This window comes from Achromobacter aegrifaciens (genome assembly GCF_902859735.1).
GTDB classification, from domain to species: Bacteria; Pseudomonadota; Gammaproteobacteria; order Burkholderiales; family Burkholderiaceae_B; genus Achromobacter; species Achromobacter aegrifaciens.
This window is the reverse complement of sequence record NZ_CADIJY010000005.1, coordinates 395578-415119: the sequence shown is the minus strand read 5'-3', so window position 1 is coordinate 415119 and position 19542 is coordinate 395578. Positions and strand designations below refer to the sequence as shown.

The 19542-nt window shown below is 66.8% G+C and carries 20 protein-coding genes and 1 riboswitch; of the genes, 10 read left to right on the top strand and 10 right to left on the bottom strand.

Going from position 1 to position 19542, the window contains the following annotated elements:
- Window positions 1-4 precede the first annotated feature (4 nt).
- Entirely contained in the window at window positions 5-859 is an 855-nt protein-coding gene (locus HV766_RS18040; protein ID WP_054455713.1) for an ABC transporter permease, read from the top strand.
- Between the two features lie 110 nt (window positions 860-969).
- Complete coding sequence (locus tag HV766_RS18035) at window positions 970-1749, top strand: SDR family oxidoreductase (RefSeq protein ID WP_175181619.1); 780 nt, start codon at window positions 970-972, stop codon at window positions 1747-1749.
- A 37-nt stretch (window positions 1750-1786) separates the two neighbouring features.
- On the opposite strand, the gene ilvB is transcribed toward HV766_RS18035, so the two are convergent.
- The gene (gene ilvB, locus HV766_RS18030) at window positions 1787-3607 is read right to left on the bottom strand and encodes a biosynthetic-type acetolactate synthase large subunit (RefSeq protein ID WP_119449794.1); all 1821 of its coding nucleotides are present in this window, start codon (window positions 3605-3607) and stop codon (window positions 1787-1789) included.
- Window positions 3608-3700: 93 nt separating this feature from the next.
- Between ilvB and HV766_RS18025 the strand changes: the two genes are divergently transcribed.
- The gene (locus HV766_RS18025; protein ID WP_013390823.1) at window positions 3701-4171 is read left to right on the top strand and encodes an Lrp/AsnC family transcriptional regulator; all 471 of its coding nucleotides are present in this window, start codon (window positions 3701-3703) and stop codon (window positions 4169-4171) included.
- Between the two features lie 8 nt (window positions 4172-4179).
- Here HV766_RS18025 and HV766_RS18020 read toward each other — a convergent pair whose 3' ends face one another.
- Complete coding sequence (locus HV766_RS18020) at window positions 4180-5100, bottom strand: bestrophin family protein (RefSeq protein ID WP_054455719.1); 921 nt, start codon at window positions 5098-5100, stop codon at window positions 4180-4182.
- A 104-nt stretch (window positions 5101-5204) separates the two neighbouring features.
- On the opposite strand from HV766_RS18020, the gene HV766_RS18015 reads away from it, so the two are divergent.
- Complete coding sequence (locus HV766_RS18015) at window positions 5205-5726, top strand: SET domain-containing protein (RefSeq protein WP_054455721.1); 522 nt, start codon at window positions 5205-5207, stop codon at window positions 5724-5726.
- 111 nt (window positions 5727-5837) lie between these two features.
- Window positions 5838-5992, top strand: a riboswitch (FMN riboswitch).
- 111 nt (window positions 5993-6103) lie between these two features.
- Complete coding sequence (gene ribB, locus HV766_RS18010) at window positions 6104-6823, top strand: 3,4-dihydroxy-2-butanone-4-phosphate synthase (RefSeq protein WP_013390820.1); 720 nt, start codon at window positions 6104-6106, stop codon at window positions 6821-6823.
- Between the two features lie 38 nt (window positions 6824-6861).
- On the opposite strand, the gene HV766_RS18005 is transcribed toward ribB, so the two are convergent.
- The gene (locus HV766_RS18005) at window positions 6862-8061 is read right to left on the bottom strand and encodes an arabinose transporter (RefSeq protein ID WP_175181618.1); all 1200 of its coding nucleotides are present in this window, start codon (window positions 8059-8061) and stop codon (window positions 6862-6864) included.
- Between the two features lie 149 nt (window positions 8062-8210).
- Between HV766_RS18005 and HV766_RS18000 the strand changes: the two genes are divergently transcribed.
- Window positions 8211-8879, top strand: a complete 669-nt coding sequence (locus tag HV766_RS18000) for a TetR/AcrR family transcriptional regulator (protein ID WP_054455725.1) — start codon at window positions 8211-8213, stop codon at window positions 8877-8879.
- A 21-nt stretch (window positions 8880-8900) separates the two neighbouring features.
- On the opposite strand, the gene HV766_RS17995 is transcribed toward HV766_RS18000, so the two are convergent.
- From HV766_RS17995 to HV766_RS17965, 7 genes are all read right to left on the bottom strand, one after another.
- Window positions 8901-9410, bottom strand: coding sequence for a nucleoside 2-deoxyribosyltransferase (locus HV766_RS17995; RefSeq protein ID WP_054455939.1), 510 nt, complete (start codon window positions 9408-9410; stop codon window positions 8901-8903).
- Window positions 9411-9415: 5 nt separating this feature from the next.
- Complete coding sequence (locus tag HV766_RS17990; protein ID WP_054455727.1) at window positions 9416-9985, bottom strand: flavin reductase family protein; 570 nt, start codon at window positions 9983-9985, stop codon at window positions 9416-9418.
- 10 nt (window positions 9986-9995) lie between these two features.
- Window positions 9996-10454, bottom strand: coding sequence for a nuclear transport factor 2 family protein (locus HV766_RS17985; protein ID WP_082401097.1), 459 nt, complete (start codon window positions 10452-10454; stop codon window positions 9996-9998).
- A 135-nt stretch (window positions 10455-10589) separates the two neighbouring features.
- Complete coding sequence (locus HV766_RS17980; RefSeq protein WP_054455731.1) at window positions 10590-11201, bottom strand: NAD(P)-dependent oxidoreductase; 612 nt, start codon at window positions 11199-11201, stop codon at window positions 10590-10592.
- A 262-nt stretch (window positions 11202-11463) separates the two neighbouring features.
- The gene (gene panE, locus HV766_RS17975; RefSeq protein ID WP_054455733.1) at window positions 11464-12390 is read right to left on the bottom strand and encodes a 2-dehydropantoate 2-reductase; all 927 of its coding nucleotides are present in this window, start codon (window positions 12388-12390) and stop codon (window positions 11464-11466) included.
- A gap of 51 nt (window positions 12391-12441) precedes the next feature.
- Complete coding sequence (locus HV766_RS17970; RefSeq protein ID WP_054455735.1) at window positions 12442-13371, bottom strand: DedA family protein/thiosulfate sulfurtransferase GlpE; 930 nt, start codon at window positions 13369-13371, stop codon at window positions 12442-12444.
- A gap of 134 nt (window positions 13372-13505) precedes the next feature.
- Window positions 13506-14147 carry a hypothetical protein gene (locus tag HV766_RS17965; protein ID WP_175181617.1) on the bottom strand — a complete coding sequence of 214 codons (642 nt, stop codon included), beginning with the start codon at window positions 14145-14147 and terminating at the stop codon, window positions 13506-13508.
- 725 nt (window positions 14148-14872) lie between these two features.
- Here HV766_RS17965 and HV766_RS17960 point away from each other — a divergent pair.
- From HV766_RS17960 to HV766_RS17945, 4 genes are read left to right on the top strand one after another with little or no spacing between them, the layout of a single operon-like run.
- The gene (locus HV766_RS17960; RefSeq protein WP_082401099.1) at window positions 14873-15904 is read left to right on the top strand and encodes a BMP family protein; all 1032 of its coding nucleotides are present in this window, start codon (window positions 14873-14875) and stop codon (window positions 15902-15904) included.
- Window positions 15901-17430, top strand: coding sequence for an ABC transporter ATP-binding protein (locus HV766_RS17955; RefSeq protein ID WP_175181616.1), 1530 nt, complete (start codon window positions 15901-15903; stop codon window positions 17428-17430). Before HV766_RS17960 ends, HV766_RS17955 begins: the two co-directional genes overlap by 4 nt.
- Before the next feature lie 49 nt (window positions 17431-17479).
- Entirely contained in the window at window positions 17480-18553 is a 1074-nt protein-coding gene (locus tag HV766_RS17950) for an ABC transporter permease (protein ID WP_054455738.1), read from the top strand.
- A 10-nt stretch (window positions 18554-18563) separates the two neighbouring features.
- Window positions 18564-19514, top strand: coding sequence for an ABC transporter permease (locus HV766_RS17945; RefSeq protein ID WP_175181615.1), 951 nt, complete (start codon window positions 18564-18566; stop codon window positions 19512-19514).
- Window positions 19515-19542 lie beyond the last annotated feature (28 nt).

The following is a 19542-nucleotide window of genomic DNA, read 5'->3' as shown; positions in this document are numbered from 1 at the left end:
CGTCATGACCACCACTTACTCCGCCGATTCCCTGCAGGACCAGCTGCGGCTGGACCGCCGCGCCAGCATCGCGCGCCGGCTGCGCATCACCCTGTGGCAGGTGCTGATACTTGCCGTCATCCTGGGCTCCTGGGAGATACTCACGCGCATCCCCTGGTTCGCCCAGAACACACTGTTCGATCCCTTCTTCATCAGCCAGCCCTCGCGGGTGGCCGTGCGCCTGTGGGAATGGCTGCAGCCCGGCCCGCGTTCGGTCTGGCCGCACCTGTGGCTGACCTTGCAGGCCACCATGGTGGGACTGCTGGTGGGCGTGGGCAGCGGCTTCGTGGTGGGCATGACGCTCAGCCGCAGCCGCTTCCTGGCCGACGTGTTCAATCCCTTCATCGTGGCCTTCAACTCGATGCCGCGCATCGCCTTCGTGCCGCTCATCACCATGTTCTTCGGCCTGGGCCTTGCCTCCAAGGTGGTGACGTCATGGTTCGTGGTGTTCTTCCTGGTGTTCTTCAACACCTACAAGGGCGGACGCGCAGTAGAACGCGAACTGGTGGATTTCTGCCGCACGCTGGGCGGCTCGCCGCGCCAGATCCTGTGGCGCGTGCGCATCCCGACCGCGGCCGCGTGGACCTTCGCGGCCTTGCCGAATGCCATCAGCTTTGCGCTGATCGGCGTGGTGCTGGCGGAGTTCGTCGGATCCACCACGGGCATGGGCTATCTGATGATCACCGCGCTGGCGACGCTGAACGCCACCGACATGTTCGCGGCGGTGACGCTGCTGTCCATCGTCGGCATCGCGCTGGTTTATTGTGTGACCTGGCTGGAACGCCGGCTGCTGCACTGGGCGCCGGAATTCCGAGAATAGATAAATCCCCCCCGCAGCGCTGCGCGCTTCCCCCCAGGGGGCGCCGCTGCGGACCGGCGGAGCCGGATCCGCGCGGCCCTGATTGAGATAGAGCACTTTGGACGACTGACATGAACACGCTGCCGTATCTGCGCAACTTCGACCTGACGGGACAAGTCGCCCTGGTGACCGGCTCCGCCCGCGGGCTGGGCTTCTGTATCGCACGCGCATTGGCCGGCTGCGGCGCGCGCGTACTGATCAACGGCCGCAACGCAGAAGCCGTCGCAGCCGCGGCGGCTGAATTGACCGCCGCCGGCCTGGATGCGCATGCGCTGCCTTTTGACATCAGCGACGACGCCGCCATGGAACGCGCTTTCCAGGACATAGACCGCGACCACCGCCGCCTGGACATCCTGGTGAACAACGTCGGCGCGCGCAACCGCAAGACGCTGCGCGACACCAGTCCCGCCGAGATCCGCGAACTCATCGACACCGACATGGTCGCCGGCATGCTGCTGGCCAAGTTTGCCGCCGAGCGCATGGTGCGCCAGGGCAGCGGCCGCCTGATCGCCATCACCTCGGTGGTGGGCGAGCTGGCGCGCTCGGGCGATGCGGTCTATCCCGCGGCCAAGCAGGGGTTGACGGGCATGGTGCGCGCGCTGGCGGCAGAGTTCGGGGGCCACGGCATCACCAGCAACGCCATCGCGCCCGGCACCTTCGCCACCGAGACCAATGCCGCCATGGTGGCGGACCCCGATGTGGGCCCGCGCATCGCCACGCGCAATCCCATGGGACGCTGGGGCGAACCGGAGGAAATCGCGGGCGCCGCCGTATTCCTGGCGTCGCCCGCGGCGTCATATGTGAACGGGCACGTGCTGGTGGTGGACGGCGGTTTGTCGATCCAGTTTTGAAGCAGGGCGCTGGGCTGCGCATGCCGCCCTGCGGCGATCAGGTCGTCTCGTCCTGATACCAGACGCCTTCGGCCAGCATCATCTTCTGATGCCCGTGCCCCGCAGGCATCATCGGGAAGCAGTTCTCCTGCGCCGCGACCGCCACGTCCAGGAAGTAGGGGCCGTCATGCGCCAGGCATTCGGCGAGCGCGGCATCCAGCTTTGCCGGATCGTCCACGCGGGCCGCGCCCCAGCCGAAGGCGCGGGCCAACGCCACGAAGTCGGGCAGCGAGGCGTTGTAGCTGTGGCTGTAGCGCCCGCCGTGGATCAGCTCCTGCCATTGCCGCACCATGCCCATGTAGCCGTTGTTGCACAACACGACCTTGACGGGCGTCTGGTGCTGCATGGCGGTGGACAGTTCCTGGATGTTCATCAGCACCGACGCGTCACCGCTGACGCAGACCACGGTCTTGTCCGGATGGGCGACCTGCGCGCCGATGGCGGCGGGCACGCCATAGCCCATGGTGCCGGCGCCGCCGGAGGTCAGCCAGCGGTTGGGCTTGTCGAAGCGCAGGTATTGCGCGGCCCACATCTGGTGCTGGCCCACGTCGGTGGAAACGATGGCATCGCGGTCGGACAGCGCGTCGTTCAGGCGCGCCATCAGATGCTGCGGCAGGATCGCGTCGGCCGCCGGGGTATAGCCCAGGCAGTCCTGGGCGCGCCAGGCGTCGATACGCTTGTACCAGGGCGCCAGCCGCGCCGCGTCCATGGGTTCCTCGCCGAGTTCGGCGCGCAGCGCGCGCACCAGCGGCAGGCAGTCGCCCACCAGCGCCACGTCCACGCGCACCACCTTGTTGATGGAAGCCGGGTCGATGTCGATGTGGATCTTGCGCGCATGCGGGCAGAACTCCGACAGCTTGCCTGTGATGCGGTCGTCGAAGCGGGCGCCGATGCAGACCACCAGGTCGGCGTTATGCATGGCCAGGTTGGCCTCGACCGTGCCGTGCATGCCCAGCATGCCGACGAACTGCGCGTCGGATGCGGGGAATGCGCCCAGGCCCATGAGGGTCAGGGTGCAGGGCGCGCCGGTGTGGCGCACCAGGTCGGTAAAGGCCTCGCAGGCCTCGGGGCCGGCGTTCACCAGCCCGCCGCCGCCGTAGAAGATGGGGCGCTTGGCCTGCGCGATCAAGGCGGCGGCGCGGCGCACGGCCGACTGCGGCAGCTTGGGTGCCAGCTTGCCCGCCTGGCGGCGTGCGCGCAGCGCGGCCAGCTTCTGTTGCGAGGGCACGGCATCATCGTCCGCGTCGCGAGGCACGGCCAGCTGCACGTCCTTGGGGAAGTCCAGCAGCACCGGGCCGGGGCGGCCCTGGCGGGTCAGCTCAAAAGCGCGGGCCGTCACCGCTGCCACGTCGTCCACCGAACGGACCTGCGTATTCCATTTGGTCACGGAGCGAGAGATGCCGATGGCGTCGCACTCCTGGAAGGCGTCCGTGCCGATGGCGGCCGTGGCAACCTGGCCGCTGATACAGAGCACCGGGATCGAATCGCACATGGCATCCAGCAGGCCGGACGTGGTGTTGGCCATGCCCGGACCGGAAGTGACGAAGACCACGCCGGTGCGGCCGGTGCTGCGAGCATAGCCTTCGGCAGCATGCACGGCGGCCTGTTCGTGCCGTACCAGCACGTGGCGCAGGCGCGGCTCGGCGTACAGGGCGTCGTACAGCGGCAGCACCGCGCCGCCGGGGTACCCGAAAATGGTATCCACGCCACACGCGATCAGCGTATCGAGCAGAATTTTCGCCCCGTTGTCAGCGGGGCGTTCAGTGGCGGCAAGCGCGGCGGCGGCGGTGGGGTGCAGGCGATCGTTCATGCTATCTATCTTATTCGTAGATCGGAAGAATATTTATCTTCTTTTCCACGGATAACCGATGAACGGAGTAAATTTATCTTTGATTTTAAGGAATCAAAGAAAATGAACCTGGACAAATTTGATCTCGCCATACTCAAGGTGCTGCAGGACAACGCGCGCGCCAGCCTGAACGACATCGGCGCGGCGGTGGGCCTGTCGTCCACGCCGTGCTGGAACCGCATCAAGCGCATGGAAAGCGCAGGCGTCATCCGCGGCTATACGGTGGACATCGATCCGGCCAGTCTGGGTTTCATGGACACGGTCATTGTCCACGTCACCCTGGAGAGCCACAGCGAGGAAACGCTGTACGAGTTCGGCCGGGCGCTGGCGCAGATACCCGAGGTCCTCGAAGCCTTCCTGGTCTCGGGCGACTACGACTATTACATCCGCATCGCCGTGCGCGACACCCGCGACTACGAACGGCTGCTGCGCGAACAGCTCTACCGCATCCCGGGCATCCGGCACAGCAAATCCTGCTTTGTGCTGCGCCGGTTGAAGGAAACCAAGCTGCCGTTGACGGGATTGGCGGAATAGGCTCCGCCCTAGCGCAGCACGAAATCCACCGGCACGGCGGGCTCGGGCAGAGGCCGCACGCCCAGGCCTTCCAGGAGGTCGATCTCGATCACCCGGGCCAGCGCCGACAGCGGCAGGTCGTTCTCGTCGGAGCCGAAGGGGTCTTCCAGTTCATCACCCACCGCGTCCAGGCCGAAGAAGGTGTAGGCCACGATGGTGACGGCCGCCGGCATCATGTATTCCAGCGTGCCCACCAGGCCGAAGGGCAGCAACAGGCAGAACAGCCAGGCCGTGCGATGCAGCAGCAGCGAATAGGCGAAGGGCGAGGGCGTGAACTTGATGCGCTCGCAAGCCGCCTGGATGGCGGCGCAGGCGGCCACGCGCTGGGTCAGGGCCTGGTACAGGATGTCGCTCAGCTCCCCGCGCCGCAGACAGGCCGCCAGGTCGCGGTTGATGGCCATGAGCAGGGCGTCAGGCACGTTGCGGCAGCCGTTGAGGGTCTCGGCCTCGTCCTGCTGCACCCAGGGGCGCGCGGCAGAAGCCATGTCTTCCTGACGCAGCCGCGCCGCCAGCGCGTAGCCGAAGCCGATGCAACGGCGCACGATGCGTTCCTGCACCGGATTGGCGGTGCTGGCCGCCAGCAGCACCGCGCTTTCGCGCGCCAGGCTGCGCGCCTGCACGATCAGTTCGCCCCATTGCTTGCGCGCTTCCCACCAGCGGTCGTAGCAGACGTTGTTGCGAAAGCCCATGAACACGGACAGGGCCAGGCCGAACAGCGAGAACGGCACCGCCGACAGATGGGCGGGCGAGAACCATGCCTGGTGGTACATCCACACCACGAAGCAGGACAGCGCCGTGATGACGAGGATGCGGCTGAGGATCCGCGGGATGATGGACCCGCGCAAGACAAAGAACAAAGCCAGCGCGGAAGGACGCGGACGGACAATCATGGTGCTAACCGGAGGAACAAGGCGGCGCACACTATACGCCCATCAAGCTGTCAAAAACGCGCCGATATAATTCTGTTTCGTCTCACCGCCACTTCCATCGAGCAATGACCAACGAAGACACCCCGATCAAGCCCTGGTATGCCGTCCGCCGCTCCAAGCTGCACGGCAACGGCGTCTTCGCCGCGCGCAAGATTCCCGCGGGCACGCGCATCATCGAGTACGGCGGCGAACGCATCAGCGCCAAGGAAGCCGACCGCCGTCATCCGACCAATCCGGACGATCCCTTCCACACTTTCTTCTTCGCACTGAGCTCCGGCCGCGTGATCGACGGCGGCGACCAGGGCAATGATGCGCGCTGGATCAACCATTCCTGCCAGCCCAACTGCGAAGCCCAGGAAGGCAAGCACGGCAAGCGCGTCTACATCGTCGCGCTGCAGGACATTCCGCGCGGCACCGAGCTGTCGTATGACTACGGCCTGGTGCTGGACGGCCGCATCACCAAGAAACTGAAGGAAGGCTACCGCTGCCTCTGCGGCACGCCGCCGTGCCGCGGCACCATGCTGGCGCTGCCGGCCAAGAAGAAAAAGAAAGCCGACGAGCCCGAGGCCGTCGAAGCCGGCGCCTGAGCATCAGCGGGGTCCGACCCCGCCCCGCCGAAGACCCCAGGCGCAGCAAGCGTATTCCGGCCCCAGCCCCGGACAGGCGTACAATCCTCAAGGTCGTTAACACGACATGCAGTACGTCTTCAGGGCGGGGTGTAATTCCCCACCGGCGGTATGCCATGCAATATGGCGAGCCCGCGAGCGCCCGGCGTCCTTCACGGACACCGGGGTCAGCAGATCTGGTGAGATGCCAGGGCCGACGGTCATAGTCCGGATGAGAGAAGATGTGCCGGCACAACGGTAGCACCGGGCGCACCCGCGCCCGGACTGCCGTATTGCGTTCGGCTGTCGAGTAGCCCTGAAACGTTTTTCGCCCCTTTCAACTTGCGAGAGCGTTTCAAATGTCCAACGTTACCCTTACCCCGCAGTCCCCAATCCCCAGCCTGGCTTCGCAGCCTTTTGCCGCCCGCTTGCAGCGCGCCCTGCATCATCTGCGCCTGGGCCGTCCCGTCATTCTCATGGACGATTTCGACCGCGAGAACGAAGCCGACCTGATCGTGGCCGCCGACAAGCTGACCGTGCCTGTGATGGCGCAGCTGATTCGCGACGGCAGCGGCATCGTCTGCCTGTGCCTGCCCGGCGAAACCCTGGACCGGCTTGAATTGCCCCCCATGGTCCAGCGCAACCAGAGCCGCTTTGCCACCGCCTTCACCGTTTCCATCGAAGCGCGCGAAGGAGTCAGCACCGGCGTGTCGGCCGTGGACCGCGTCACCACCATCCGCGCCGCCATTTCGCCGTCGGCGCAAAGCGATGACATCGTCAGCCCGGGCCATGTGTTCCCGCTGCGCGCCCAGCCGGGCGGCGTGCTGACCCGCCGCGGCCACACCGAAGGCTCGGTGGACCTGGCCGTGCTGGCCGGCCTGCGCCCGGCCGGCGTACTGTGCGAACTGATGAATGCCGACGGCACGATGATGCGCGGCGCCGCGCTTGAGCGCTATGCCGCGCAGCACGGACTGGTGGCGCTGACCATCGCGGAACTGGCCGACCATCTGCAACAGCTGAAGGACGGCCAGGCCGAGGCGATCGACGACGAAGTGCTGGAGATGGCCGCGACGGTCTGATCTTGAGCAGGCGGCGCCGGAACCGGCGGCCGCCTTTTTTACCTACGCGTCCTGAGCGCCATGGCGACGACCATCGCCGCCAGCGCGCACGCGCCGCCCATCGCATACACCGCGCCATAGCCTTGCTCGCCGGCCAGCCAGCCCGCCGCCGGGCTGCTCAGTCCCAAAGCCACGTCCAGGAAGGCCACATACGCCCCCATGGCAGCGCCCCGGCTGGCCGCCGGCACGCGGCGCACGGCTTCCACGCCAAAAGCGGGGAATGCCAGCGAATAGCCCGCGCCCGTCAGCAGCGCGCCGGCATAGGCCCATGCCGGCGTGGTTCCGGTCCAGATCAGCCACTGCCCCGCCGCTTCAATCAGCACGCACACCAGCGCCACGCGCGCGCCGCCCAGCTTGTCCGGCAGGCCGGCAAAGAACACCCGCGCCAGGATGAAGCCCACGCCGAACGCAGTGAACATCCACGCTGCGCCATCCCAACCACGCTGCGAAAACAGCAGGCTGACGAACGCAGTGATCACGCCGAAGCCGACGCTGGCCAGCGCCAGGCCCGCGCCGGGCAGCAGCACCAGACCCAGCACTTGGTAGAAAGGCGTACGCACGCCGCCTGCCGCACGCACCCCGCGCAAAGGCAGCACCAGCGCCAGGGCCGCCAGGGGAATCAGCGCCGTGGCCCAGGCGATGCCGGCAAAGCCCGTGACGCCGTAGAGCCGCATGCCGGCGGGCGCGCCCAGCGCATAGGCGGCGTAGATCGCCACGCCGACCCAGGCCATCACGCGGCCCGCGTTCTGCGGCCCCACGCGGCCCACGCCCCAACTCAGGGCGCCGGTGACGATCAGGCTTTCGGCGCAGCCCATCAGCGCGCGTCCGGCCAAGAGCGCGGCCAGCGCCGCCTGCGGCCGCGCCGACAGGTCATCGGCCAGCAGATAGAACAGGCCCGCGATGGAGCCCAGCACAAAACCGCCCACCACCGCGCGCTTGGCGCCGCGGCGGTCGGCAAGCGAGCCCGCATAGGCGCGCGACAACAGGGCGGCGGCGAACTGCAGGCCGGCCACCACCCCGACCACCAGCGCGCCCAGCGCCAGCGTGCCGTCCACATACAGAGGCAGCACCGGCATGGGCAGGCCAATCATGAAGAACCCGACGAATACCGCCAGCGCGAGCGGCAGCACTTGCGCGAAGACAGAGCGCACGGGCCCCTGGGCCGCGGGCATGGCCCCGGCCGTCGATGAATGCGACATTGAATTTCCTTAAGTGAGAGATGCGCAAACCGGAACCAGTTTGAAAACCGCCGATGGCATAATCCCCGTGTGCGGGCGATGAACCGGATTGCCTGCTGGAAATTTTATGAGCCATTGCTCATATTCGATACTCGCCTTTCACAGTACCCATGACCGCCATTCCACAGCCCCGGAAATCGCCGCGCCAGCTCAGATCCCAGCACACCGTAGAGACGATTTTGCAAGCCACGGCTCGCGTTCTGGCCACCCACGGCTATGCGGGCACCAATACCAATCTGATCGCGGAAACAGCCGGCGTCAGCGTCGGCTCGCTGTATCAGTACTTCCCCAACAAGAACGCCCTGATCGCGGCGCTGCACAACCGCCACGACAACCAGATGCTGGACGTCATCGACTCGGTCCTGGACAGCAATCCCGCGGCCACGCTGCGCGAGCGCGTCGCGGCCATCGTCGAGGCGATGCTGCACGCCCACCTGCTGGAACCCGCGCTGCACCGCGTGCTGGAAAGGGAGTTTCCGCTGTTCGACCAGCCGCACGAACACAGCCGCGCGGACCAGGATATCCACAGGCGCATGCGCCATCTTCTGGAACTGCATCGCGCCGAAATCGCGCAGCAGGACCGGGATCTGGCGACCTATGTGGTGTTGCGCATCATGGAGTCACTGGTGCATGCCGCGGCGCTGGAACCGCCCGCGGGATTCTCGACGCAGCAGTTGGAACAGGCCGTGGTCAACGCGGTGATGGGATACCTGGGCGAACCCGCCGCGCGCCGCGCGCCGCCGAAGGCAGCAAAGGCAGCGAAAACGGCGCGCAGCTAGCCGCGCCATGGTTCGGGACGGTCAGCGTCCCGGTTCGCGGGCCATCTGCGCCAGGCAGTCGGCGGCGCTGCCCGTGACGATGCGGGCGCTGCACGCCAGCATCAGATTCAGGTTCAGGCCGAAGTCTTCCACGGTGTAGCCCTCGGCATCGACCATGCGCGATGCGCCGTCGTCTGCCGCAGCCCCCACCGCCACCTGATCGATCAACGAGCCTGCCTGGCCGGTGTAAGCCCATACCGGCTTGCCGCAGGCGATGGCGTAGCCGACTTCAAATGCCGTGCCCGAATCGGGTTCGGCGCCGCGAAACGGATTGAGGTTCGCCATCACCATGTCCGCGCGCCGGATGAGCGCGACGTTCTCGCGATAGATCCATTGGGCCAGCGCCTGGCCGGACAAGCCCTGCGGCGCTTCATTGTCCAGCGGAAACAGGCCGTCGAAACCGTAGGTGGCGCACAGCGCCTTCAAGCGTTTGCCGTGCGCCGCCGCATCAGGCAGGAACACGTCGAAACCCGCCAGATATACGCTGCGCATCATGGTTACTCCGGATCGGAAACGTTGAAGGCTTCGCCGGTGGCGAAGAAGGAGCCGCCCGCCACGTAATGGACCGAACGGCGCTCGTCGTCGGGGAAATGCCAGCGATTGCCGGAAAACACTTCAGGCGCGGCCCACGCGGCCACGACTTCGCCGATGAAGAGGTCGTAGGCCTGCTGGTTGTGCGGTTCGGGCACGACGCGGCATTCCAGCCAGCCCAGGCAACCGCTGATGAGCGGCGCGCCGATCTTGCTGGCGGGGAAGGTCGTCAGGCCGCTGGCCTGGAATTTGTCTTCGTCGCGCCCGGAATCGGTGCCCACCCGCAGCGTGGCGCGGGCCTGCGCGCGCGACGGGATGCACAGCGCGAATTCGCCCGACGCCTCGATCAGACCGCGCGTGTAGGTGTTCTTGTCCACCACCACCAGCATCTTGGGCGGACTGAAGTCCAGGGGCATGGCCCAGGCGGCCGCCATGACGTTGCGCGCATCGCCATGGGCGCTGGTCACCAGCACCGTGGGGCCGTGGTTCAGCAGTAGATAGGCGCGGGACAGGTCTACGGGTTCGATGCTGGACATGCGGCGCTTCCTAGAACATGCCGTTCTTGTTGGCGGGGTTCTCGGGGATTTCCTGGCTCACGTCCCAGTGTTCCACGATCTTGCCGTCTTCCACGCGGAAGATGTCCATGACGGCCTGACCCCGGTCTTCCGGCGAATCGCGCCACAGGTTGTGGATCAGCACCAGGTCGCCCTCGGCGATCACGCGCTTGATTTCAACGATGGACTGCGGATGCTGCTCGAAATAGGCGGGAAAGAAATCCACCAGCGGACCAACGCCATCCTGCATGTAGGGGTTGTGCTGGACGTAGTTCGGGCTGACGTACAGGCGCACCGCCTCGTCGACGTCGCGGTCCTGGAACATCATGCGAAAGAACGCCACCACGAGGTCCTTGTTGGACTGGGGTGCGGCCGCGCTAGCCGGCGCGGCTGCCAGACAGGTGGCGGCAACCAGCAGACATAGGGCCAACGATTTCAACTTCATACGCATACGGGGCAAACTCAGGTGTCGGAACGCCGGCTGGCGGTGCGCCAGTTTACAAACAAAAACATGGATTCCGGGCCTAGGCCCCCAATGGAAAAGGGCCTCTTGCCGAGGCCCTTCGTGATCCGCGGACGGCCAGGATCAATAGCCGACGGTATAGCGGCGGCGCGAATGCTTGGGCGTCTCGAGTTCATCGACCAGCGCAATGGCATAGTCTTCCATCGAGATCCAGCTCTTGCCTTCGTCATCGGCCAGCAGGGTGTCATCGCCCAAACGGAACTGGCCAGTGCGCTCGCCCGGCTCGAACAGCGCCGAAGGCGACAGGAAGGTCCAGTTCAGCACTTTTTCATGGCGCAGCGTGTCCAGGAACACCACGCCGGCGCGCGCCTCGGGCTTGTAGGCATCGGGGAATTCGGGGGTGTCGATCAGCATCTTGCCGGGGGCAACCAGCAGGCTGCCCGCGCCGCCGACCACGAGCAGGCGCGGCACGCCCGCGTCCTTCACGGCGCTCAGGAGCGGCTTGGCGTCCGACGATACGAAGCGCGACGCGCTGATCACGGCGTCGTGGCCCTTCAGCAACGAGGTCAGCGCTTCGGGATCGGTGGCGTCGCCCTGCTTGATGGTCAGGCCGAGCTGCGGATTCACGTCGGACAGGTTGCGGGCGATGCCCGTGACCTGGTGGCCGCGCTTGAGCAATTCGTCCGCCACGCGCGAACCCACGCGGCCGGTGATTCCGATCAATGCAACTTTCATGGTCTTGCTCCTTGGGTAGGGGAGCCAGAGCCGCCGCAACTTGCGGCGCAACGCTCCGGCTCAGGCAAAGCCATACTATTCGTACAAATCCGATCAAAAAACCCGTAAAGCCGGATGAGTTTTTTGCAATTTATGCACCAATACCTGGCAAACCCGCCCGGAACGAACCGAAGAGGCAGCCCTGCCGGCGTCTTCGCCGCCGTCAGGCCAGTGTGCTCCCGGCGGGCCCGCTTGAACAGGGGGCCGCCAGACAGGGCGGCGTTCAGGCCGCGGCGCGCTGCGCCTGATAGACCTGCAGATGCGCGTAAGCCGTGCGCAGGTAGGTCGCGTCCACGCCCAGGGTGCGGGCACGCCGCACCATGTCGCCGACGATGTGGTCGGCCTCCACCGGCAGTCCCTGGCTCAGGTCGCGGAACATCGACGCGGTGACGGGCTGGGTACGGTCGGTAATCAGCTTGCGCGCCGAGGCGTCAGCCTCCGGCCGCACGGCGTGGCCCGACGCGGCGGCAACGGCCTGCGATTCCTGCAGCAGCCCGCTCATGATGTCGATGCCGTCGTCGGTAGAGGCAATCTGCCCGACCGAGCCGCGCATCAGGCAGGTGGCTGCGGCCAGCGTGGTCAGGAACACGTATTTTTCCCAGATGTCCTGGTAGATGTCGGTGCTCAGGCGGCTGACGTATTCGCCGCCGGCCAGGGCCTGTTCCAGCGCGACGCAGCGTTCGCTGCGGGCGGGGCCGGCGCGCTCGCCGAAGACGATGTTGGCGTACTTGCCCAGATGCACCACTTCGCCCTCGGGGCCCAGGGTGGCGTTGATCTGGCACAGTCCGCCCAGCACACGATGCGGTTCGAATTCGCGGTCCAGCACGTCGTACTGCAGCACGCCGTTCATGATGGGCAGCACGGCGGTATCGGGCCCGACCGCGGGACGGATGGCCTCGATGGCGCTGGCCAGGTCATAGGCCTTGCAGCTCAGCACCACCACGTCGTAGCTGCCTTGCAAGGTCTGTTGCGTGACCAGCTGCGGCTGCAGCGTGGCATCGCCCAGCGGGCTCTTGATGCGCAGGCCCTGTTCGCGGATCCGCGCGGCGCGCGGCTCGCGCACCAGGAAGGTCACGTCCGCGCCCGCCTGGGCCGCCCGTCCGCCAAAGTAGCCGCCGGTGCCGCCGGCGCCCAAGAACAAAATCCGCATGCCTGTCTCTCCTTGTAGGCCGCCCGCCGTCTGCGCGGGCTCATGGCGGAATTATGCGCCTTGCGGGGGGAGCGGGTGTTCGTGCTCCTGCCAGGCTTGGTAACCGCCGCGCAAGGCCCAGGTCTTGGGGTAGCCCGCGGCGCGCAGCCGCGACGCCAGCAGCGCGGCCGACACCTCGTTGGGGCAGGCGCAGTACACGACGATGTCGGATTCCAGCGCCTGGGCATCCAGCCGGGGCAAGGGCGCTTTCAGGTCCACGGCGATGGCGCCGGGGATGCGCTGCTCTTCGCGCACCGCCTCGGGGCGCACGTCGAACACCAGCGCATTGCGGCCGTCCTGGCGCCACTGCATCAGCTCGTCCACCGACAGGCGCGGAATCACGCGCAGGCTGCGCAGCAGGATCCGGCGCCGCAGGAAGCGCGCCAGGATGTACAGCGCCAGCACCGCCGCCAGCACGCCCAGCCCCATCGCACCGTAGGTGCCGAGGATTTCCAGCACATCGTTGACCACGTTGTGGAACAGGCCGCCCAGCAGCAGGGCCGAACCCGACCAGATCAGGGAGCCCACGATGTCGTAGCCCAGGAAACGGCGGTAGGGCGTACCCGTCAGGCCCGCCATCACGGTGGACAACGCCCCCGCGCCAGGCAGGAACTTGCACACCAGCAGCGCGCGCACGCCGATGCGCAGGTACAGGCGCTGCGTCTGCCGGATGCAGGAGTCCTGCGACAGCGACATCTTGCAGATCACGCCCAACAGGCGCGAGCCGTAGCGCTGGCCGGCCACGTACCAGAGGCTGTCGGCCAGCAGGCAGGCAACCGTAGCCGCCATCCAGGGCACGAGCCACCCACCCGCGCCGGCCAGCGCGCCGGCGGCAATCAGCATGGGATAGGCGGGCACCGGCAGGCCGGCCTGCTCGACCAGCACGTTGGCGAACACCAGCCACCCGCCGTACTGTTCCAGCAGCAGTTGTATATCTTGCATGGGTCTTCCAGCTTGCCGCGCCACGCGCGCGGCTCATGCCTGGGATTTTAGGCGCGCGGGCCCTGGATCGGGGTGTGGGCAGCCGCAACGGCCCGTTCCATGCATCGAATTTCGTTCAGTCTGGGCTGGACGGTTCAAATCGCCGCGCATTCAGCCCATCTCGCTGGCAAGGAGTCGTGATGGACGAGCCAGCGGTTGATGCCCGGATCGATCCAATCCAGGACCTCCTGGATATCGCCATGGATATCCTTCACCGAAGGCTCTACCCACAGCAGCGGTTCATGGTGCATGACCCGGTTGCGCAAATCCCGAATGCGGTTCAGGGACGAACTGATCGGGCCACGTCGGCGCTTGGCTTTCGGACAGGTGGGAAAGGCCAGGAGGAGGCGCCCCCATAACGTGCGCCCATGCTGGGCATTGAACAGCCGCGTCCACGATCCAAAAGTCAATTCGGCAACGATCTTGTCAGTAGTGACGCGTTCCCGGCGTCGCCGGATCTTGATCCCCGCGTCTCCCACCGCCACGTGCAGCCACTCGAACTCAGGGGAGGGCAGACCATTCCACCAGTCGGCGCTTCCCATCGACCTGCTCAGGCTTCGATGGACGGCGTTGCGAAGAACGATCTCCATTGTCTGCAAGGCGGGCATCAGCGCCTGCGCCAACCGGACATTGTGATCGTAGGCAACGGCCGCCCGCAACGCGTCTCCGCCATAGCTGTTCAGATAGCGCCCCATTCGCGGGGCGGAGAACACCGTTTCCCGCAGTTTCCATTCCATTAGTCCTATTCTCCCCTTCCAAGCAGGGCGCTCCTGCACACATCGCCGAAAGCTTGGTTGAAAGTCATGCTCAAAAACGGTACAGTCAACGCGCTGCCCTAGAAAAGCCACTCCCAGATGTGAATGCTGGTGATGCAACTAGGTCCGAACGATGGCCCCACTTCGGTGGGGCCTCCCTATTTGTGCGACCGATACGTCAAGTCGGACCGCACCGCCGCCACTCTCTCAGACTGGCGTGTACCTGCCCGCTCTGTTTCCTTCGCCAGTGTGCAAACAGAGTTCAAGGCACAATAATGAAGCGTCGCCAGGATTCTTGCCCCCTGCCCAGATGAAATTTCAGACTCCCTGAACTTTGACCTGGTTACGCACTCTGTCCACCCCTTGGCAGACACGCACCGCTCTGGTGCCACCAATCCCCGCCAGGGTGCCTATAATCCTGCCCGGCCATCAGGTTTCCCCGACTTGTCGCGGGAATGCCCCATGGCATACAACTTGCTTCGCCAGGGCTGGCTGCGAACCCGACCATTCGGATGGGGCGCGTCGCCTGGCGCTCCCCATCCGATGACCGATCCCACGCCCTCGTTTCCGTACGCTAGTCCCGGCACGCCTGCCGGCGGCGGCCATATGGAACGGGGCCGCGGCCGCGCGCGCGCCAGCCGCGCGCGGGCCAGCGCGCATCGCCTCCAATTCCCATCCCTTTCCCTCCCTTCGCAGGAGTCACCCGCATGAAAGCCTCTTCCACCCCGTCCGTCGCCGGCATCGCCCGCCGCGGCCTGCTCAAGCTGGCCGCGGCCGCCGCCGGCGCGCTGATGTTCTCGGGCGCCGCCCTGGCCCAGGCGCCCGCCAAGACCAAGGTCGCCGCCATCTACACGGTGCCGGTCGAACAGCAATGGGTGTCGCGCATCCACAAGGCGCTGGTCGCGGCCCGCGATCGCGGCGAGATCGAATACACGTTCTCGGAAAACGTCACCAACGCCGACTACGAGCGCGTGATGCGCCAGTACGCGGAACAAGGCAACAAGCTGGTGGTGGGCGAGGCCTTCGCCGTGGAAGCCGCCGCCCGCAAGGTGGCCAAGGACTATCCGCAGACCGCTTTCCTGATGGGCTCCTCGGGCAAGCCGCAGCAGCCCAACTTCTCGGTGTTCGACAACTACATCCAGGAACCCGCCTACCTGACCGGCATGATCGCCGGCGGCATGAGCAAGACGGGCAAGATCGGCCTGGTGGGCGGCTACCCCATTCCTGAAGTGAACCGCCTGATGCACGCCTTCATCGAAGGCGCCAAGGAAGTGAATCCACAGGCCGAGTTCACCGTGACCTTCATCGGTTCCTGGTTCGATCCCCCGAAGGCCAAGGAAGCCGCCTTCGCCATGATCGACAAGGGCGCGGACGTGCTCTACGCCGAGCGCTTCGGCGTGTCGGACGCCGCCAAGGAACGCGGCAAGCTGGCCATCGGCAACGTCATCGACACGCAGCAGCAGTATCCGGAGACCGTGGTCGCCTCGGCGCTGTGGAGCATGGAACCCACCATCGAGGAAGCGCTCAAGCAGGTGCGCGCCGGCACGTTCAAGGCCGACGACTACGGCCAGTATTCTCTGATGAAGCACAAGGGTTCCTCGCTGGCGCCGCTGGGCACCTTCGAAAGCAAGATTCCCGCCGACCTGATGGCCAAGGTCCAGGCCAAGCAGAAGGCCATCCTGGACGGCAGCTTCAGCGTCAAGGTCAACGACAAAGAACCCAAGTCCTCGGCACGATGAACCACGCGCCTCTCGCCCTGCAACTGACGGGGATCACCAAACGCTTTGGCAGCCTCACGGCCAACGACGACATATCGCTCACGCTGCGCCAGGGCGAAGTGTTGGCCTTGCTGGGCGAGAACGGCGCCGGCAAATCGACCCTGGTGTCGATCCTGTTCGGCCATTACGTGGCCGACGCCGGCAACATCGAAGTCTTTGGCCAGGCCTTGCCGGCCGGCCGGCCCGACGCCGCGCTGGCGGCCGGGGTCGGCATGGTGCATCAGCACTTCACGCTGGCCGACAACCTGACCGTGCTGGACAACATCATGGTCGGCACGGAATCGCTGTGGAAGCTGGCGTCCGGCCGCGGCAAGGCGCGCCAGCGCCTGGTTGAACTCGGCCAACGCTTCGGCCTGGGCGTGGATCCGGACGCGCGCGTCGGCACGCTGTCAGTCGGCGAGAAGCAGCGAGTCGAGATCCTGAAGGCGCTGTATCGCGGCGCGCGCGTCCTGATCCTGGACGAGCCCACCGCGGTGCTCACGCCGCAGGAAGTGCAGGACCTCTTCGCCACCCTGCGCGGCTTCGTCGATGAAGGCCTGGCCGTGATCTTCATCTCGCACAAGCTCGACGAAGTCATGGCGGTGTCGGGCCGCGTGGCGGTGCTGCGCCAGGGCAAGCTGGTGGCCGAGCGGGAAACCGCCAGCACCAGCCCGGCCGAATTGGCCGAGCTGATGGTGGGCCGCAAGGTCGTCATGCCGCACGCCGAAGCCGTGGCCGCGGCCGAGCAGGCCGCGCCCGTAGTGACCTTGTCGCAGGTGACGGTGCGCGACGGTCGCGACGGCGCGACGCGCCTGGACAGCCTCGACCTGGTTGTCCACAAGCACGAGATCGTGGCGATCGCGGGCGTGGCCGGCAACGGCCAGCAAGCACTGGTGTCGGTGCTGACCGGCCTGCGCCAACCCACCGACGGCACCATCCGCCTGGGTCCCGAACATGCGGCGGCGCCCACCACGCCGGCCGGCTGGACCGCGGCCCACGTCGGCCGCATTCCCGAAGACCGCCACGGCGAAGGCGTGATCGGCGACAGCCCCTTGTGGGAAAACGCCATCGTCGAAGACCTGAAGGACCCGCGCTTCGCGCGCTGGGGCCTGATCCGGGCGGGCGCGGGCAAAGCCTATGCCCAGGCCCTGGCCAAGCAGTTCGACGTGCGCGCCGCGTCGCTGGACGTGCGTACCCGCAGCCTGTCCGGCGGCAATATGCAGAAGCTGATCCTGGGCCGCACGCTGGCGCGCGAACCGCGCTTCATCGTGGCCGACCAGCCCACCTGGGGCCTGGACATCGGCGCGGTCGCCTATGTGCGTGAGCAGTTATTGGCGGCGCGCACCCGTGGCGCAGGCGTCCTGCTGGTATCCGAAGACCTGGAAGAGATCTTCGCGCTGGCCGACCGCATCGCCGTGCTGTGCGGCGGCAAGCTGATCGCCGTGAAGCCGGTGTCCGAATGGACGCCCGCCACGGTGGGCCTGGCCATGACGGGCACGCAGGGATGAAAACCCGCTGCGTCCCGCGCGTCTCCACTACCTATCGAGCATTACTCGCATGAAACTGATCCTGGAACGCCGCCCGGAGCCCAGCCGCCTGGCGCTGGCCCTGGCGCCCTTCGCGGCCATCGCCTTCACTCTGGCGGTCTGCACCCTGCTGGTGGCCTGGGCTGGCGCCCCCGTGGGCCGCACCTATGCCTTGCTATTCGAAGGCGCGTTCGGCTCGCGCTTTGCGCTGTCCGAAACACTGACCCGCGCCACTCCGCTGATGCTGACCGGCCTGGCCTGTGCAGTGGCATTCCGCGCGCGCTTCTACAACATCGGCGCCGAGGGCCAGCTATATCTGGGCGCACTGGCCGCGGTGGCGGTGGGCGGCCTGCATGACGGCACCGGCTTCGACCTGCCCGTGCCCGCGCTGTTTGCCGGCATGATGCTGGCGGCAGCCCTGGCCGGCGCCTTGCTGCTGCTGATCCCCGCCATTCTCAAGACCCGGCTGGGCGTGGATGAAGTGGTGACCACGCTGCTGGGCAACTTCATCGTGCTGCTGTTCGTGTCGATGATGCTGGACGGCCCCATGAAGGATCCCATGGCCATGGGCTGGCCGCAGTCCGTGGCGCTCAACGGCGACCTGGAGCTCGGCAAGCTGATCGAGCGCACCCGCGCCCATACCGGCCTCTTGTGGGCGGCCGGCCTGGCGCTGGGGCTGTGGCTGCTGAATCGCTATACCGTGTTCGGCTTCCAGATGCGCGCGGTCGGCGCCAACGCGCACGCCTCGCGCTTCCTGGGCTTGCCGGTGAACCGTGTGATGCTGGGCACCGCCATGCTGTCGGGCGCGCTGGCCGGCCTGGCCGGCGCGATCGAAGTGGCGGGCCGCACCGGCTACGTCACGCTCGATATGTCGCCGGGCTATGGCTACACCGGCGTGGTGGTCGCCATGCTGGCCGGCCTGCATCCGCTGGGCGTGATCCTGGCCAGCCTGTTCGTGGCCGGCATGCTGGTGGGCGCGGACAGCATGAGCCGCGCCATTGCGGTGCCGAACTACATCGCCGACGTCATCGTCGCCACTTCGTTGCTCGCCATGCTGGTCGCGACGCTATTTGCGCAGTACCGCCTGCGCCGCAACCGGGCCTGAGGAGCGCGCCATGGAATGGATGGATCTGATGAGCTCGTCGGCGTTCTGGGTGGCGGTGCTGCGCCTGGCGACGCCGCTGATACTGGGCACGCTGGGCGTGCTGCTGTGCGAGCGCGCGGGCGTGCTGAACCTGGGCATCGAAGGCATCATGGCCGCCGGCGCCTTCACCGGCTGGCTGGTGGTGTACCTGGGCGCGCCGCTCTACGTGGGCGTGCTTGCAGCCGCGTTTGCGGGCGCCGTGTTCGGCCTGCTGCACGCCGTGCTGACCGTGCCGCTGGGCCTATCGCAGCACGTGTCCGGCCTGGGCGTGACGCTGCTGGCCACCAGCCTGAGCTACTTCGCGTACCGCGTCACGTTTCCCAGCGTGAACACGCCGCCCACGATCACGCCGTTTGCGGAAATGAAGTTCCTGGACGGCATTCCGCTCATCGGGCCGGTGCTGGCGGGGCAAACGCCCATGACCTTGCTGGCCCTGGCCGCGGTGCCGATACTGGCCTGGGTGCTGAACCGCACGCCCATCGGCCTGGCGATCCGCATGGTGGGCGAAAACCCGGCCGCGGCCGAAGGGCAGGGCCTGTCGGTGACGCGCCTGCGCATGGGCGCCATCGTGGCAGGCTCCGCACTGATGGGCGTGGCCGGCAGCTTCCTGACGCTGGCGGCGTTCAACGCCTTCTTCTTCAACATGGTCAACGGCCGCGGCTGGGTTTGCGTGGCGCTGGTGGTGTTCGCGTCGTGGCGGCCCGGCAAGGCACTGCTGGGCGCGCTGATCTTCGCCTTCTTCGACGCGCTGCAATTGCGCATGCAGCAAGGCGGCGCAGCGCTGCCCGGCCTGCCGGAGTTGCCGTACCAGGTCTATCTGATGCTGCCCTACGTCCTGTCCATTCTCGCCCTGGTGGTGATGGCGCGCCGCGCCGCCTACCCGCAAGCCCTGATGAAGCCCTACCGCAAGGGAGAAAGGTAGAGAGCCCCCCCGAGCGCTGCGCGCTTCC

Bases quoted from the DNA above. Each gene is read 5' to 3' on its own strand.
- HV766_RS18040 (WP_054455713.1), top strand. From the start codon at position 5: ATGACCACCACTTACTCCGCCGATTCCCTGCAGGACCAGCTGCGGCTG.
- HV766_RS18035 (WP_175181619.1), top strand. From the start codon at position 970: ATGAACACGCTGCCGTATCTGCGCAACTTCGACCTGACGGGACAAGTC.
- HV766_RS18025 (WP_013390823.1), top strand. From the start codon at position 3,701: ATGAACCTGGACAAATTTGATCTCGCCATACTCAAGGTGCTGCAGGAC.
- HV766_RS18020 (WP_054455719.1), bottom strand. From the start codon at position 5,100: ATGATTGTCCGTCCGCGTCCTTCCGCGCTGGCTTTGTTCTTTGTCTTG.
- HV766_RS18015 (WP_054455721.1), top strand. From the start codon at position 5,205: ATGACCAACGAAGACACCCCGATCAAGCCCTGGTATGCCGTCCGCCGC.
- ribB (WP_013390820.1), top strand. From the start codon at position 6,104: ATGTCCAACGTTACCCTTACCCCGCAGTCCCCAATCCCCAGCCTGGCT.
- HV766_RS18005 (WP_175181618.1), bottom strand. From the start codon at position 8,061: ATGTCGCATTCATCGACGGCCGGGGCCATGCCCGCGGCCCAGGGGCCC.
- HV766_RS18000 (WP_054455725.1), top strand. From the start codon at position 8,211: ATGACCGCCATTCCACAGCCCCGGAAATCGCCGCGCCAGCTCAGATCC.
- HV766_RS17995 (WP_054455939.1), bottom strand. From the start codon at position 9,410: ATGCGCAGCGTATATCTGGCGGGTTTCGACGTGTTCCTGCCTGATGCG.
- HV766_RS17990 (WP_054455727.1), bottom strand. From the start codon at position 9,985: ATGTCCAGCATCGAACCCGTAGACCTGTCCCGCGCCTATCTACTGCTG.
- HV766_RS17985 (WP_082401097.1), bottom strand. From the start codon at position 10,454: ATGCGTATGAAGTTGAAATCGTTGGCCCTATGTCTGCTGGTTGCCGCC.
- HV766_RS17980 (WP_054455731.1), bottom strand. From the start codon at position 11,201: ATGAAAGTTGCATTGATCGGAATCACCGGCCGCGTGGGTTCGCGCGTG.
- panE (WP_054455733.1), bottom strand. From the start codon at position 12,390: ATGCGGATTTTGTTCTTGGGCGCCGGCGGCACCGGCGGCTACTTTGGC.
- HV766_RS17970 (WP_054455735.1), bottom strand. From the start codon at position 13,371: ATGCAAGATATACAACTGCTGCTGGAACAGTACGGCGGGTGGCTGGTG.
- HV766_RS17965 (WP_175181617.1), bottom strand. From the start codon at position 14,147: ATGGAATGGAAACTGCGGGAAACGGTGTTCTCCGCCCCGCGAATGGGG.
- HV766_RS17960 (WP_082401099.1), top strand. From the start codon at position 14,873: ATGAAAGCCTCTTCCACCCCGTCCGTCGCCGGCATCGCCCGCCGCGGC.
- HV766_RS17955 (WP_175181616.1), top strand. From the start codon at position 15,901: ATGAACCACGCGCCTCTCGCCCTGCAACTGACGGGGATCACCAAACGC.
- HV766_RS17950 (WP_054455738.1), top strand. From the start codon at position 17,480: ATGAAACTGATCCTGGAACGCCGCCCGGAGCCCAGCCGCCTGGCGCTG.
- HV766_RS17945 (WP_175181615.1), top strand. From the start codon at position 18,564: ATGGAATGGATGGATCTGATGAGCTCGTCGGCGTTCTGGGTGGCGGTG.